This window comes from Colwellia psychrerythraea 34H (assembly GCF_000012325.1).
Classification (GTDB): domain Bacteria; phylum Pseudomonadota; class Gammaproteobacteria; order Enterobacterales; family Alteromonadaceae; genus Colwellia; species Colwellia psychrerythraea_A.
Genome location: NC_003910.7, coordinates 4,565,532 through 4,581,640 on the forward strand (window position 1 = coordinate 4,565,532; position 16,109 = coordinate 4,581,640).

A 16,109-nucleotide genomic window follows, 5' to 3' on the forward strand; every position below is an offset into this window, starting at 1 on the left:
AAAATTAACACTTCAAAAGTGTGGAAATTAATCAGAACATTAAAATAAGTGTAAAATATTTTAAGAGACACGTGAGTAATTTTTTAGGTCAGGGATAAATAGCAAAAATAAATTCCTACTAAACTCACAGGCAAACCTTGATTTGATTTTCATTGATTAGATTAATGATTGTTTACTGTGGATGTGCCTAGGAAAATGGTGGGCCTTCGCAGACTTGAACTGCGGACCTGCCGATTATGAGTCGGATGCTCTAACCAACTGAGCTAAAGGCCCATTTTCACATGTTTGGCCTGATATATTCTAATGCGTTTGTTAGTACAATTAAATGAGTGAACTAACAAAGCGGGTGCAGTATAAGCATTTTTTATTTTATTGTCACCTAATGAACTTTAAATAATCGTGTTTTTTTACTGACCGCTCATTTCTTAAACAAACAGAGGTATCTTCGCACTAAAATCGGTAAGTTAACCCTACACTCACCTCAGTTTGAACCCAAATACTACTAGAGATGTATATAGCACAAGCTTCAACATCACAAAATATTGCGCTATCAGAATTAAAGAATGTTCCGTATACACGGCTATCTAGCCTCAGGCTAAATTTTTCACTTAATTCAATTTTACTCGCTAAACCAATATTCACTGAAAAGCGTGTTTCATTACTGAGCTGTTTATCATTAGGAGCAAGGTGAGTTAAACCAAGGCCGCCTGTTAGATAAAAAGGAATCGGTCCTTCAGAGATAGGTACATTGCCGCCTAGGTGAGCATAGGTGATACCAAGCCCCGTATTGCTTGCTGAAAAATCATTCGACTCAGAAAAGTTAGTATTGTAATGGCTTATTAAGAATTCACCTTGTCGTTTTCGATCAAAAGACCAAGCAGTTAATAAGCCGTAGCTAGTATCATCACTTAATTCTATTCTATTGTTAATATTATCTTGAGTAGTATCAAAATCACCACCGAAGCGATAGCCAATCAAAGGAGTAACTTCAAGTTCTAGTGCTTGTTTTGCCATAGAGGGCATAGATATGATGGTAAGAGCACAAAACAGGGCTAAAATAACGCGCATAAAGATTCCTTATCTTAGAAAGTAAAAAAGAGTAAGCTAGGTTACTAACTTACTCTTTTTTATGTCTATTTAAAATAGAATTTAAAGTACTATTTTAAATTTTAACTTTTATTCACCATCTAAGAAGCTTTTAAGCTGCTCTGAACGAGATGGATGACGTAATTTACGTAAAGCTTTCGCTTCAATTTGACGAATACGTTCACGAGTAACATCAAATTGCTTACCAACCTCTTCCAAAGTATGGTCAGTATTCATATCGATGCCAAAGCGCATTCTAAGTACTTTCGCTTCACGAGCAGTTAAACCAGCAAGTACTTCATGAGTTGCACCTTTAAGGTTTTCTGAAGTCGCTGAATCAACAGGAAGCTCACCACTACCATCTTCAATAAAGTCACCAAGATGTGAATCTTCATCATCACCGATTGGCGTTTCCATTGAAATTGGCTCTTTAGCTATTTTCAATACTTTACGAATTTTATCTTCAGGCATTACCATACGTTCAGCTAATTCTTCTGGCGTAGGTTCACGTCCCATTTCTTGTAACATTTGACGAGAAACACGGTTTAGCTTATTAATGGTTTCAATCATGTGCACAGGAATACGAATGGTACGCGCCTGATCAGCAATAGAACGAGTGATTGCTTGACGGATCCACCATGTTGCATAAGTTGAGAATTTGTAACCACGACGGTATTCAAATTTATCAACGGCCTTCATTAAGCCAATGTTACCTTCTTGGATTAAATCAAGGAACTGTAAGCCACGGTTGGTGTACTTCTTCGCAATTGAGATAACTAAACGTAAGTTTGCCTCAACCATCTCCTTCTTTGCACGACGTGCTTTCGCTTCACCAATAGACATACGACGGTTAATATCTTTAATGCCGTGAATATTTAGGTGGGTTTCTTCTTCAATTTGGTTAAGTTTGTAGATACAACGTTCAACATCATGCTCAATATCACCAAGCTTAGTTGAATACGGGTTACCTGCAGCTTTTTCTGCTTCAAACCATTCTTTTGAGGTTTCATTACCCGGGAATATTTTGATAAATGTAGTCTTAGGCATACCAGCACTAACACAGTGCTTCATGATCAAACGTTCTTGAACACGTAGTCTGTCCATCATGCCACGCATGTTTTTAACTAACTTATCAAATAATTTAGGAATTAAACGGAATTCTTTAAAAACTTCGGCAACCGCATCAATAGCTTCTTGAGCGTCTTTATGGCCGCGGCCTTTCTTCTTGACTACTTTGGTAGCATTCTCATGTGCTTCGCGTAGCAAAGTGAATTTTTCACGCGCTAGCTCTGGATCTGGTCCAGTATCTTCTTCTTCTTCATCTTCTTCTTCAGCGTCGCCTTCTTTCTTTTCGCTATCTTCATTGGCGAGATCTTCTTTCGATAATTCACTACCAACATGCGTCGCTGCAGCGGCAACATCGTCATCTTCAGCATCTGGGTCTAAAAAGCCGATTATAATATCAGTTAAGCGGACTTCTTCCGCTTCAAAGTTATCCCACATATCTAATAAATAGTTTATTGCTGGTGGGTATTCAGAAACACTACGCTGAACTTCTTTAATACCTTCTTCTATACGCTTAGCAATGACGATTTCGCCTTTACGCGTTAGAAGTTCAACAGTACCCATTTCACGCATATACATACGTACAGGATCTGTTGTGCGACCAATTTCACTTTCTACAGTCGCAAGTGCTTGTGCTGCTGCTTCGGCTGCATCTTCATCTGTATTTGCTTCAGCCATCATCAAGGTATCTTGATCCGGCGCATTTTCAAATACTTGAATACCCATATCGTTAATCATACTAACGATATCTTCAACTTGATCAGAGTCGATTATGTCTTGTGGAAGATGATCGTTAACCTGCGCAAACGTTAGATAACCTTGTTCTTTACCTTTGGTTATCAGGTCTTTAAGTCTAGATTGAGGGGCTGGTTCCATTGACGAGTGTCCACCTGTATATTATAAATATGGGATGTAAAATATGCGCTTAAAACATTAGTAAAAGCTAATAAATGACGCAATAAAGCCGGAAATTATAGCGAATTTTTAAAGCAGTTACCAGCAAATATCCTGTCTTAATCGCTTGTTAGCATTTAACGCTAATATAATAACGCTAATCTCATTCATGCTTACTAAGTATAGCTAAAACTAACCATTAAGCATTCAGTAATGCTTGTAACTCTTGCTTTTCTTCAGCTGTCATTTGTCCAGCGCGTGCCTTTTGTAATAATACTTCAGTACGTTGCTCAACAAAGTCATTCAGAAGCTTCTCAATATTATCAAGAAACACATCAGTTGCTGCATCAGCTTCCACATTGTGCTGCCAACACATCAACTTTGCTAATTGTGTGCCTTGCTCAGTTCCGCGAAAACTTTCAAGCAATTGTGGTGATTTAATATCAGGGTTTTGCTGACATATACCTAACACTTGCATTAACAGCGGTATTCCTGGCACAGTTAATGGTTGCAACACATTTATATCACCTAAGCTATTTGCTATATGGGGATGTTCTAACAATAAAGCAAGTGCTGATCTTACTGGGGTGACCTTTGTTCTGGTTTTAACTGCCGTTTTTACTGCCGTACTTTTTATACTCTTAGTAAACTTGGCTAGAAATTGCTCGCTACCAGTACCAAAATTGTTAGCTATTTCATTAAGCATTGCATCTTTTAAAATACTGTCAGGAAGCTTAGATAAATAAGGCTGAAATGACTCAACTAATGCAGCTCTTCCTTCTAGAGAGCTCATATCAACTTTCTGCATGAGTTGCTCAAAGAGGAATTTGGATAACGGCACGGCGTTATCAATAATAGTTTCAAAAGCCTGCTGGCCTTGAGTTCCAATCAAAGAGTCGGGGTCTTCACCATCAGGCAGAAATACAAATTTTAATGAAAAACCGTCACGAATAAGAGGTAAGGCATTTTCCATCGCTCGCCAGGCAGCGTCGCGACCCGCTCTATCACCATCATAACAACAGATAACATCAGGAACAGTGCGAAATAAGGTTTGTAATTGCTCAAAAGTCGTTGCGGTTCCCAGCGAAGCAACAGCATAATCGACACCATGTTGTGCTAACGCGACGACATCCATATAACCTTCAACAACAATCAAGCGCTTAAGTTGTTTATTGGCTTGCTTAGCCTCATGTAACCCGTAAAGTTCTTGGCCCTTATGATAAACACGTGTTTCTGGCGAGTTTAAGTACTTGGGTTTTTCATCGCCTAAAACACGCCCACCAAAGCCAATGACTCGACCACGTTTATCGCTGATGGGAAACATGATACGTCCACGAAAACGATCATAGGGACGTTTTTTATCGCCTGAAATGGCCATACCTAAGTCGATCAATTGCTGATTGGCTTGACCATTACGCGAAAAACTATTCATCACGCCGTCCCAAGCGTCACTTATGTAGCCAATACCAAAGCGCTTAACAACCTCACCACTGAGCCCTCGAGCTTTTAAATAGTCGATAGCTCTTTCTTTGTCACTAGCCACTTTTAATTGCTGCTGAAAAAAACGACTAATTTGCGACATTAGCTCATAGTCATCTTGTTTTTGTTGGTAAACTTGCTGCTGTCGACGTTGCTCTTCTGGGCTAGCAGTATTTTCTTCTCGGACTACTTCCATTCCGCAATGAGAAGCAAGTTCTTCAACCGCATCAACAAAATCAAGACGATCAAATTCCATCAAAAAAGAAATAGCATTACCGTGTTCACCACAGCCAAAGCAGTGATAAAACTGTTTATCTTGACTCACAGTAAAGGAAGGTGATTTTTCATTATGAAATGGGCAACAGGCCTGGTAGTTTTTACCCGCCTTTTTTAACGGTACTCGGCTATCAACTAGATCAACAATATCTGCTCTGTTGAGTAAGTCATCAATAAATTGTCGAGAAATGCGTCCAGCCATAATGTTTAAGCGTCACCGTTAAAGGAAATATCACATTCGTATTCTACACAATACGAATAAGAATGTAGTTCGATTTCTTAAGTTTCAGTTAAAGAAATCTTAAAAAAAAGTCATAAAAAAACCGTAATAGCTAAAGCCATTACGGTTTTGTTTAATGCACTAATATAGTGTTAGCTATAAAACCTTAACTATAAACCTTGAAGACCTGCTCTGACTTGACCACTTACTGCGCCCATGTCAGCTTTGCCTTGCATTAAAGGTTTTAACACTGCCATCACTTTGCCCATATCAGCCATAGAGGCTGCTCCAGATTCAATGATTGCCTTGCTTATTAATTCATTAATTTCTTCTGCACTAAGCGGTTGCGGCATAAAAAATTTCAAAGCAACAACTTCCGCTGCTTCTTTTTCAGCCAATTCATCACGACCACCCTCGGTAAACATCTTAATAGACTCTTTACGCTGTTTAACCATTTTGGTTAAAATCACAATGATGTTTTTATCAGTTGCTTCGGTTTTATGATCAATTTCTGCTTGCTTAATTGCAGAAATAGCCATGCGAATTACACCAAGACGTAATTTGTCTTTGGCTCGCATAGCAATCTTCATTTCATCTTTGAGTTGTATTAGAAGTGACATTTCTCTCTCCATAATAGGCAATCTCTTAGAATAGTTATACTAAGATAATTCTTAGTACATGCGAACGCGACGAGCGTTCTCACGAGAAACTTTTTTCGCAGCACGTTTAACAGCAGCGGCTTTCTTACGTTTACGTTCCCAAGTAGGCTTCTCATAAGATTCGCGACGGCGAACTTCTGAAAGGATTCCTGCTTTTTCACATGAACGTTTAAAACGACGTAATGCAACGTCAAATGGTTCGTTTTCTCTTACTTTAATTACTGGCATGTACTTTATTACCTTAGGGTAGCTATATAAATTGGTGACTGATTTCGACTGAACAATGCAAAAAATTGCATTGCTTGCCTCATCCACACCCACTCTATTAAAAATTGGTGCCGTATTCTACTGCTAAGCCACCGCTAATGTAAAGGTTAATTTAAGGGTTATTGTTTGAATACGCTGGTGTCTGTCTTATATACCCGTTATCATTCAAGATGCAGGTTTCAGAGCGCTTGAGAAATATCAATTCAAGGCGCGGTGATGAAATAATGGTTGTTCCATTATAAGTCGCTGCAACGATGAAGTGATGTTTCTCAAGTGCTTCTTTGATGGGTTTAAAATCACTTTATACTGCGTTAAATAATCTAACCATAGAATGACTATGCTTAAATCATTTACCTTGCCTAAAGTGGTTTTAATTCCCACTGAAACTCTGCACTTTGATTGGTAACGGGTATAAACACAGTAAAATCGTCCCTCCAATAATTACGGGGATTTTGCCAAGTAATTATTGGCTACTATTCCTATTTTTTGAGCCTCCTTTTGAGCTTTTTTTTGAGATTACATATTTATGCGTATTTTGGGTATTGAAACTTCTTGTGATGAAACAGGTATCGCCATTTATGATGACGGTTTAGGTGATAGTCCTGAAGGTATACTCGCCCATCGTTTGTATAGTCAAATAGCCGTTCATGCTGATTACGGTGGCGTAGTACCAGAACTCGCATCAAGAGACCATGTACGTAAGACTATTCCTCTGATTAAGGAAGTATTGGCAGATGCCAACCTTACCCCCAAAGATCTAGACGGTGTTGCGTACACTGCTGGTCCTGGTTTAGTTGGCGCACTCTTGGTTGGTTGTTCCATTGGTCGAAGTTTGGCTTATGGTTGGGAGCTACCCGCAGTTCCTGTACATCATATGGAAGGTCATCTATTAGCGCCTATGCTTGAAGATGATGTACCTGAGTTTCCTTTTGTCGCTTTATTAGTTTCTGGCGGACATACCATGCTGGTACGTGTCGATGCTATTGGTGAATACAAACTACTTGGTGAATCAGTTGATGATGCTGCCGGTGAAGCGTTTGATAAAACAGCTAAATTGCTAGGTTTAGACTACCCTGGTGGACCGGCTTTATCTAAGATGGCTGAAAGCGGTGAAGCAGGACGCTTTAAATTACCCCGCCCTATGACTGATAGACCTGGTTTAGATTTTAGCTTTAGTGGTTTAAAAACAGCGGCAGGAACCTTAGTTCGCAAAGAATGTTTGAATTTGTCAGATAGCGATCTTAAGCAAACCCATGCTGATATTGCCAATGCGTTTCAACAAGCAGTGGTAGACACCTTAGCGATAAAATGTAAACGCGCCTTGCAACAAGAAAAATTAAGCAGATTAGTAATTGCTGGTGGTGTAAGCGCCAATACAGCTTTACGAGAGCAACTGGCGATAACCACAAAGAAACTTGGTGGCAGTGTATTTTATCCACGTCCTGAGTTTTGCACTGATAACGGCGCTATGATTGCTTATGCTGGTTTACAGCGTTTAAAAGCAGGAACAGATGCCGACTTAACTTTTAAAGCTAACCCTCGATGGGCGCTCGATTCATTACCTCCAGTAAAATAGCCAACAAGTAAAAAGCAGCTAGTGCTGCCCTGAATTTTTCACTACTGATATTCAGGGCGCTATGATTGCTTATGCTGGATGATTACGTAAATTTATAACATTTAAAAGCAGTAACCAAGCAGACTTAACCTTTTAAGCTAATCCACGATGGGCTTTAAATTCCTTACCTCCAGTTAATTAACAACTGAACATAAAACACGAATCACCTGTACACTATATGTGTTATAGGTGATTACTAAGTTTTATTAGAGGTTTTATTAAATTTTATGAGTGATTTTACTTTCTGTCCCTTTAAGTAAACGCTTAATGTTATCTCGGTGGCGAAAGAGTATCAGAGCGCTAAGCATCAAAGTTGGGTAAACATATAGCGGTTTTAAGAAATAGACATAAAGTGGTGCTATAGAGACAGTGACAATGGCTGCTAGACTAGAATATTTAGTAAGCTTCACCACTAATACCCACGTAAGAATTAACAATCCCCCCAACGTAAAACCAATGGGTAATAAAGTCCCCAGCGCAGTAGCTACTGCTTTTCCGCCTTTAAAATTGAAAAATATTGGATACATGTGCCCTAAGCAAGCGGAAACACCAATAAAACCTAAATAGAGAGAATCTATTTTTAAAAAGTAAGCTCCCCAAACAGGAATAGTCCCTTTAAGAATATCAAGAAATAATACCGTTGCAGCAGTGAACTTATTGCTTATACGTAACACATTAGTTGCACCAGGGTTTTTCGATCCTGTTGTTCTAGGATCTGGAAGACCTGAAAATCGGCATACTAAAATAGCACTCGAAATAGAGCCTATTAGGTAAGCCGCAATGATCATAGTGAGCGTAAGTAGCAACATCTAAATGACGAAATCCATTGTTAAGTACTATAAGGTTAATATTCTATCTTCATCTCTGCTAGTTTTTCTACCACTTCGCAGGTAAAATCCTTTCTTATTTTGTAACAATTGCTTAAGTACTGCAATAGTTCTTCTAACAACATAACAGGTAAATCATGGATAAGGTGTTCATTAAGGGTTTAAGTATCCAAACCACCATTGGTTTTTTTCAGTGGGAAAAAGAAATAAAACAAACCTTGGTTATTGATCTGGCCATGGGCTGGAACACGGCCAATGCAGCACTCAATGACGAACTAGCCAAAACATTGGATTATGCCGATATCTCAGTCGCTATAGAGCGCTTTGCCAACGACAATCCCGTTGACTTAATTGAGACGCTTGCTGAGCGCTTAGCCAGTTATTTAATGACACAATACCAAATCCCTTGGTTAAAGCTATTCATTGGCAAACCTGGCGCAGTTCATAATGCCCAAACTGTTGGTGTTGAAATTGAACGTGGCACGCAAGCTGTTGAGATATCCTCTTAATGGCTCAAATCTATATTTCATTAGGCAGCAACATTAACCGTGAGCATTACGTTAAGCAAGGTCTACTCTCATTAGCTAAAGTATTTGAGCTGCCTTTTGAACAGTTAACATTATCTTCCTTATTTGAAAGCAAGGCCGTTGGTTTTGATGGTGCTGCTTTTTATAATATGGTGATAGGCATCAAATGCACACAAAATGTCGAAGAAGTGGCGAGTATGTTACGCGCCATAGAATTTTCTCACGGCCGTGACCATAACGCGAAGAAGTTTAGCCCGCGTAGCTTAGATCTTGATTTGTTATTGTTTGATGATTTAATTATTAACGAACCTGCGCAACTGCCTCGAGATGAAATAATTAAAAACGCCTTTGTTTTATGGCCATTGAGTCAAGTTGCACCTGAGCTTACCCACCCGATTGTAAAACAAACTTATCGAGATTTATGGCAAGGTTATAATAAAACCAGTCAGCAACTTAGCATAGTAGCTAACTGCTGGTAGTGACGATTCTGATTGAATTTATTTCCCCCCATCCAAAATAGTAAAGGACAACTAACACCCCATGAGCACTTTAGAAATAATTATCCTAGCCTTATTACAAGGCTTAACCGAATTCTTACCTATTTCAAGTTCAGCGCATTTGATATTACCCTCGCAAGTTTTAGGATGGCAAGATCAAGGACTAGCCTTTGATGTTGCCGTTCATGTTGGCACTTTATTAGCCGTTATGATGTATTTTCGTAAAGAACTTGGCGTTATGGCAGTTGCTTGGTTAGGTACTGTTGGAGTCGGTCCAGAGAAAGGTCGTGGGGGTTTTGATGCCAAATTATCATGGTGGATTCTACTCGCTACAATTCCCGCCGGTTTATTTGGTTTATTGGGTAAAGACTTTATCGAAGAACACTTACGTTCTGCGTTAGTGATTGCCATGACTACCCTGTTATTTGGTTTCCTTTTAGGTTTTGCCGATATCAAGGCCGGTAAACGCACTGAACATAAGCCAATGGAGAAACTGGGGCTTAAGGGGGCAATGTTAATTGGTTTAGCACAAGCTGTTGCTTTAATTCCTGGAACCTCACGTTCAGGCATCACCATGACTATCGGTTTAATGTTAGGTTTAAGCCGTGATAATGCCGCTCGTTTTTCATTTTTACTGTCTATTCCTGCGATTGCTATGGCCGGCAGTTATCTAACATTAAAACTCATTTTATCAACTGAGAGTGTCGATTGGTTTGCTATGGGATTAGGTAGTTTGTTAGCATTTGTTAGCGCCTATGCTTGTATTCATTATTTTCTCATTTTATTAGAGAAACTAGGGATGATGCCGTTTGTTATCTATCGATTAATTCTAGGTGTTGGCTTACTTTGGTTTATCTTGTGATAGGCTTTCTTATACCTAGGCTCAGTAGAAACAGCACCCATTACATATTAAAAATATAATTTTCAAGATATTACTAACACATTCGAGAATAAAATATGATTGCCATTACTCTAGATAATTTTCAACAAGTCGTTGTTGAAGAATCAAAAAACAAATTAGTACTCGTTAGCTTTTGGGCTGAACAAGTACCTGAGAGTGTTGAACTAAGAAATAAACTAGCGGCTAAGCTATCAAACCTAAGCGAACATATCACTTTAGCGACTGTTGATTGTCAAAGCCAAGGGCAAATCGCTGAGCAATTTGGTATTAAAGGCTTACCTACGGCTATTTTATTAAAAGATGCCCAGCCTCTAGATGGAATTTCTGGACCACAAGATGATGCAAGCATTGCTACGTTTTTAGATAGTCACTTACCAAAACCTGAAGATATACTGCTTGCACAAGCAAAAGCTGCACTTGGGGATAATCTATTAGTTGAAGCTGAAAATATCATCATGCAGGCCTATCAAATTGATAATAATCGCGCTGATATTAAGGTAATATTAATTGATCTTTACTTACAAACGGGAAAGACCAGTGAAGCAAAGGCATTATTAGACACCATAATGATGGTTGACCAAGATAGTCAATATCACGCTTTAATAGCCAAGCTAGAATTAGCTGAGCAGGCGGAAAACTCTCCAGAAATAAAAGCATTAGAAGCACAATTAGAAGCAACGCCTGATGATATCAATGTCAGTCAACAACTTGCAGCTCAATACAGCCAAGTTAATCGTCAAGAAGATGCACTCACCATATTATTTCGTTTAGTACAAGCAGGTGATGAAAGTACAAAAGAGAGAAGCAAAGAGCTATTTCTTGATGTATTAAAAGCCTTACCTGATGGCGATCCGCTGGCAGCAAAGTTTCGTAGAAAGCTATACACCTTAATGTATTAATAGCTATCACTAAACGCTTCAAAATTAGCGTTAGAACTAATAAAAAGCCCAATTCATTAATGAATCGGGCTTTTTTATTTTGGTCGAGACACTTTCCAGTTAAAAGTAACCGCCTATGGAAGGTGTTCACTGGCAAGGTAGTCATGAGATTGCATCTCTTGTAAACGACTTAGGCAACGCTTAAATTCAAAGGCTAAACGACCACCGCTATACAAATCATCTAAAGGCAGCTCTGCCGACATAATCAACTTCACATTACGTTCATAGAATTCATCAACTAACGCAATAAAGCGGCGAGTTGTGTCATCGCTATCAGGGCCCATTTCTTTAACATTAGCCATTAATACCGTGTGATAAAGTTGACTAATTTCCATATAATCACCTTGGCTACGTGCACTTTCACAAAGTACTGAGAAGTCAAAGTACACCACGCCATCACTCACTAAAACAGTTTTTAATGGACGGTTATGAATCTCAATGGATTGCCCTGATTTACCTTCATCTGTAGAGAGTTGCTTAAAGTAGTGCTTTAAATTTTCATCTGCTTGGGCATCAAGTGGATAATGAAAGATTTCCGCTTGCTCTAAGGTTCTTAGACGATAATCAACACCACTATCTACATTAACAATGAGAGTATGCTTATTGATAAGTTTTATAGCCGGTAAAAAGCGCTCACGTTGCAAACCATTGCGATACAACTCATCAGGGATAATATTAGATGTCGCTACTAACGTGACATTATGCGCAAATAACTCTTCAAATAATGTGCCTAAAATCATGGCATCGGTAATATCAGAAACAAAGAACTCATCAAAGCAGATAATTTGTGTTTCATCTGCAAATTTCTTAGCAATAATTTTTAGCGGATCGGATTGTCCAGACAGACTTTTGAGTTCTTGATGCACTCTGTGCATAAAACGATGAAAGTGCACACGCATTTTATTATTGAAAGGTAGGCTCTCAAAAAAGGTATCAACTAAATATGTTTTCCCCCGACCTACACCTCCCCAAAAATATAATCCTTTGATAGGCTCCTGCTCTTGTTTTTTATAAACTTTTTTCCAACGGTTAAGTACTTTTTTAAAACCAGAAACAGCTAATGGCTTGCTTTGTAAGTCGTCATATAAACGTTGTAAGTGAATAACCGCATTTTCTTGTGCTGCATCAAAGAGAAAATCATCTCTGGTTAAATCTTGTTTATACTTATCTATAGGAGAGAGCTTTATCATTGAGAGCCTATGTTATTTTGAATCAATTATTAATATGTCGATACCAGTTACCATTCAAAATGCAGAATTTCAGTAGAGATTAAAATCACTTTAAGCAAGAAAAATAATTTAAACATAGTTATTACTATGATTTAATTATTTAGCTCGGTATAAAGTTATTTAAAATCCATCGAAGAAGCACTTGAGCAACATCACTTAATTGTTGCTGTGACTTATAATGGAATAACCATTATTTCATTACAGCGTCTTAAAATGAAATTGTTCAGCACTCTGAAACATGCATCTTGATTGATAACCGGAATATACACTTGAAAAATAAATTTTTACCTAGATATTTTTACTAAGTAAATTGTTTAGATGATAGTATAATCTATCTTGGCACCATATTTAATTTCTATTTACAATGTAAGGTACACCCTATGAATGTAGTAATAGCTCTAGTCATTTTTATCATCGGCGGCATCGGTGGTTTTTTCGCAAATCGTCTTCTTTCTAGTACAAGCCAAGAGCAACGTAAATTAGCGGACCAAGTCAATAAAAGTGAAGCAGCTTTAGATCAATACAAGTTAGATGTTGCCGAGCATTTAGACAGCTCAGCCAAATTACTTGACCAAATGAATAACACTTGTCAAACAGCCATGAAGCAAATGAAAGAAAGTACTCAGTTATTGCAAAAAGCAACTACAGTAGAAGCTGAAGGTATGCCATTTTTCTCTGCTGAAACTCAGCAACAACTAGCACAAACGGCGACTTTACGTCACCAAAAGCGCGCTAGTGAAGCAGTTGAAGCCATGACTGAAGCACCGCTTGATTATTCAGGAAACCCAAGTGGTTTATTTGCCGACCAGAAACAAAAAGTTACAACTACAGTGTAATTTGATACATGATTAACTGAACTAAAGCTTTTTAGTTCAGTCTATTTAGGAGTATTTATTAAAGTTAACTGAACTATAGTTAGCTTTTTTTATTGGGTTAACAATAAACCTCGGAGAACGCTTAAATATGAAAAAATCATTTACATCATCTAAATTATCAATTGTCATCAGTGCCGCATTATTATCATCGACCTTAGCACTTACTAGCGCTCCTGCATTAGCAAACTTACCTGCCCAAGTAGATGGCCATGTAATGCCCAGCTTAGCTCCAATGCTTGAACATGCGACTCCAGCTGTTGTTAGTATCTCTGTAATAGGCACCCATAATGTGCCACAACAAAATGTACCTGACGCATTCAAATTTTTCTTTGGTAATAAAGAAAAAAATCAAGGACAACCTCAACAAAGACCATTTCGCGGCTTGGGCTCAGGTGTAATTATTGATAGTGATGAAGGTTATGTTGTTACCAATAACCATGTCATAGAAAATGCTGACAAAATTATGATCACCTTAAAAGACGGTCGTCAGTTAGAAGCGAAGAAAATCGGTAGCGATGCAAAAAGTGACATTGCTTTATTACAGATTGATTCTGAAAACTTAAGTGAAATCAAATTAGCCGATTCCGATAATTTGCGTGTTGGAGATTTCACTGTCGCGATTGGTAGTCCGTTTGGTCTAGGACAAACCGTTACTTCTGGCATTGTTAGTGCGCTAGGACGTAGTAATCTAAATATCGAACATTATGAAGACTTTATTCAAACCGATGCTGCCATAAATAGTGGTAACTCCGGTGGCGCTTTAGTTAACTTGCGCGGTGAGTTGATTGGTATCAACACAGCGATATTAGGGCCTAGTGGTGGTAATGTCGGTATTGGCTTTGCTATCCCGAGTAATATGATGCATAACCTAATTACGCAGATAATTGAATTTGGTGAAGTACACCGCGGTATTCTGGGTGTATCTGGACGAAGTGTTAACAGCGAAATTGCCAAAGCAATGGAGCTAGAAACAAGTCAAGGTGGCTTTATTGAGCAAGTGATGCCTGACTCTGCTGCAGACGAAGCGGGTATTAAGGCAGGTGACGTGATCATTGCCGTGAATGGTAAAGCCATTAAAAGCTTCTTTGAACTACGCGCTAAAATTGGTTCAATTGGTGCGAATAAAAAAGTTAAGTTAACGGTGATAAGAGATGGAGACAACAAAGTATTTACCGTTAAGTTAAAGCAAGATCAAAGTGCAGATATTACTGCCGCCAGTATTCACACTATGTTAGATGGTACTAAATTAGAAAATGACACCAAGAAACAGGCGATTATCATAGAACAAGTTGCCGAAGGCTCTCCGGCACAAAGGGCAGGATTTCAAGCAGGTGATATTATCACGGGCGTTAACCGTAGTCGTATCAAAGATATTGCTCAATTACGTGATTACCTTAAAGATAAAAGTGGTGTACTAGCGCTAAATATTGTTCGGGATAATCATTCCCAGTACATAATGATCCGTTAATAATATAAGGTTATTGAGTAAATAATACCTAAAGCTGATTAGATTGACGAGACCGACTTGCATCGGTCGAACTCAATGTAATCAGCTTTTTTTATGTTACACTGAAAACATTGGTACAACATAAAATAAGATAACCTTTGAAACTCTTTTCTTCAATCAAATATACAATTACAGCAATAAGTTACGGTGTCCTGATCGCTGTAGTGTTATTACTCCTAATACCTGGATTAGTTCCTGGCTTAAACGATACCAGTTTAGCAACAAGCCTTTTTAAAGGTAGTCAAGCGCAACAAGCACCACTTTCATTTGCCAAAGCAGTTAGCATCGCTAGCCCTGCTGTTGTTAATATTTATTCTCAACAAATTGAAGTGAATCCACAATACGGTCGAAAAGCGCGTAAAAGTACTCGCTTAGGCTCAGGCGTGATTATGGACACCCATGGTTATATATTGACTAACTTACACGTAATTCGCCAAGCAGACCTTATTCAGGTACTACTGCAAGATGGCCAGATATATCCAGCCGAGTTGATAGGTTTTGACCATTATACTGACTTAGCGGTTCTCAAAGTCAATGTTAACAACTTGCCTGTAATCCCACAAAAGGAGCAGCAAACATCGCTAGTTGGTGATATTGTTCTTGCGATTGGTAACCCACTAAATTTAGGTCAAACAGTGACTCAAGGCATTATTAGTGCAACAGGCCGTAATGGTTTGAGTAACACTAGCTATTTAGAGTTTTTACAAATGGATGCTGCCATCAATGAAGGAAATTCCGGTGGAGCACTTATCAACAGTAATGGTATTTTAGTCGGCATTAATTCAAGAAAATTCACCCAGTCAAATCCACAATTATCAATCCAAGGCATTTTCTTTGCTGTACCTTATCAATTGGCTTACAAGGTAATGCGACAAATCATTGAAAATGGCAAAGTGGTACGAGGTTGGTTAGGTATTTCCACTAACCGTTACCATAAAGAACTAAAAGGCTTTGTTATTGAAGAAGTCATGGATAATAGCCCTGCAAAAGCAGCGGGAATACAAGTTGGCGATGTAGTTTATCAGATCGATAATGAGTCGATTAATAGCGTAACTGGTGCCTTAGATATTATTGCTGAAACCCAGCCAAATACAGAGCTAACCTTCAAGATTTACCGACAAGGTAATACCATAGAAGCTAAGGTAAAAATCATTGAATTAAGAAACTAATTTAAGCCACAACAAATCAATTTAGATACTCATAAAAAAAAGGCAGACGGTATTTATACCGTCTGCCTTTTTTGTTAA

15 protein-coding genes and 1 tRNA gene are annotated in these 16,109 nt (G+C 38.4%); 8 read left to right on the forward strand and 8 right to left on the reverse strand.

Annotation, left to right across the window (positions count from 1 at the left end; genetic code table 11):
* Positions 1 to 196: 196 nt before the first annotated feature.
* The 6 genes from CPS_RS19380 to rpsU all read right to left on the reverse strand — a co-directional run bounded on the left by CPS_RS19380 (position 197) and on the right by rpsU (position 5,907).
* Positions 197 to 273, reverse strand: a tRNA-Ile gene (locus CPS_RS19380).
* A gap of 177 nt (positions 274 to 450) precedes the next feature.
* Positions 451 to 1,068, reverse strand: a complete 618-nt coding sequence (locus tag CPS_RS19385) for an outer membrane beta-barrel protein (RefSeq protein ID WP_011045063.1) — start codon at positions 1,066 to 1,068, stop codon at positions 451 to 453.
* Between the two features lie 108 nt (positions 1,069 to 1,176).
* Complete coding sequence (gene rpoD, locus CPS_RS19390) at positions 1,177 to 3,027, reverse strand: RNA polymerase sigma factor RpoD (protein WP_011045064.1); 1,851 nt, start codon at positions 3,025 to 3,027, stop codon at positions 1,177 to 1,179.
* A gap of 217 nt (positions 3,028 to 3,244) precedes the next feature.
* Entirely contained in the window at positions 3,245 to 5,002 is a 1,758-nt protein-coding gene (gene dnaG, locus CPS_RS19395) for a DNA primase (protein WP_011045065.1), read from the reverse strand.
* Between the two features lie 188 nt (positions 5,003 to 5,190).
* The gene (locus CPS_RS19400) at positions 5,191 to 5,640 is read right to left on the reverse strand and encodes a GatB/YqeY domain-containing protein (RefSeq protein WP_011045066.1); all 450 of its coding nucleotides are present in this window, start codon (positions 5,638 to 5,640) and stop codon (positions 5,191 to 5,193) included.
* Between the two features lie 51 nt (positions 5,641 to 5,691).
* Complete coding sequence (gene rpsU, locus CPS_RS19405; RefSeq protein ID WP_011045067.1) at positions 5,692 to 5,907, reverse strand: 30S ribosomal protein S21; 216 nt, start codon at positions 5,905 to 5,907, stop codon at positions 5,692 to 5,694.
* Positions 5,908 to 6,472: 565 nt separating this feature from the next.
* Between rpsU and tsaD the strand changes: the two genes are divergently transcribed.
* Entirely contained in the window at positions 6,473 to 7,522 is a 1,050-nt protein-coding gene (gene tsaD / locus CPS_RS19410) for a tRNA (adenosine(37)-N6)-threonylcarbamoyltransferase complex transferase subunit TsaD (protein WP_011045068.1), read from the forward strand.
* A 257-nt stretch (positions 7,523 to 7,779) separates the two neighbouring features.
* Here tsaD and plsY read toward each other — a convergent pair whose 3' ends face one another.
* On the reverse strand, positions 7,780 to 8,370 hold the full coding sequence (plsY, locus tag CPS_RS19415) for a glycerol-3-phosphate 1-O-acyltransferase PlsY (RefSeq protein WP_011045069.1): 591 nt from the start codon (positions 8,368 to 8,370) through the stop codon (positions 7,780 to 7,782).
* A gap of 155 nt (positions 8,371 to 8,525) precedes the next feature.
* Here plsY and folB point away from each other — a divergent pair, with 155 nt between their 5' ends.
* From folB to CPS_RS19435, 4 genes are all read left to right on the forward strand, one after another.
* A complete protein-coding gene (gene folB, locus CPS_RS19420) occupies positions 8,526 to 8,897 on the forward strand; it encodes a dihydroneopterin aldolase (protein ID WP_011045070.1) in 372 nt (123 codons plus the stop codon).
* Positions 8,897 to 9,394, forward strand: coding sequence for a 2-amino-4-hydroxy-6-hydroxymethyldihydropteridine diphosphokinase (folK, locus tag CPS_RS19425; RefSeq protein ID WP_011045071.1), 498 nt, complete (start codon positions 8,897 to 8,899; stop codon positions 9,392 to 9,394). Before folB ends, folK begins: the two co-directional genes overlap by 1 nt.
* 61 nt (positions 9,395 to 9,455) lie before the next feature.
* Entirely contained in the window at positions 9,456 to 10,274 is an 819-nt protein-coding gene (locus CPS_RS19430) for an undecaprenyl-diphosphate phosphatase (protein WP_011045072.1), read from the forward strand.
* A 95-nt stretch (positions 10,275 to 10,369) separates the two neighbouring features.
* Entirely contained in the window at positions 10,370 to 11,212 is an 843-nt protein-coding gene (locus CPS_RS19435) for a tetratricopeptide repeat protein (protein WP_011045073.1), read from the forward strand.
* Between the two features lie 113 nt (positions 11,213 to 11,325).
* On the opposite strand, the gene zapE is transcribed toward CPS_RS19435, so the two are convergent.
* Positions 11,326 to 12,441, reverse strand: coding sequence for a cell division protein ZapE (gene zapE / locus CPS_RS19440; protein ID WP_011045074.1), 1,116 nt, complete (start codon positions 12,439 to 12,441; stop codon positions 11,326 to 11,328).
* A gap of 419 nt (positions 12,442 to 12,860) precedes the next feature.
* Between zapE and CPS_RS19445 the strand changes: the two genes are divergently transcribed.
* From CPS_RS19445 to CPS_RS19455, 3 genes are all read left to right on the forward strand, one after another.
* Positions 12,861 to 13,316, forward strand: a complete 456-nt coding sequence (locus CPS_RS19445) for a YhcB family protein (protein ID WP_011045075.1) — start codon at positions 12,861 to 12,863, stop codon at positions 13,314 to 13,316.
* A 127-nt stretch (positions 13,317 to 13,443) separates the two neighbouring features.
* A complete protein-coding gene (locus CPS_RS19450; RefSeq protein ID WP_011045076.1) occupies positions 13,444 to 14,823 on the forward strand; it encodes a Do family serine endopeptidase in 1,380 nt (459 codons plus the stop codon).
* 137 nt (positions 14,824 to 14,960) lie between these two features.
* Positions 14,961 to 16,031 carry a trypsin-like peptidase domain-containing protein gene (locus tag CPS_RS19455; RefSeq protein ID WP_011045077.1) on the forward strand — a complete coding sequence of 357 codons (1,071 nt, stop codon included), beginning with the start codon at positions 14,961 to 14,963 and terminating at the stop codon, positions 16,029 to 16,031.
* Positions 16,032 to 16,109: the final 78 nt, after the last annotated feature.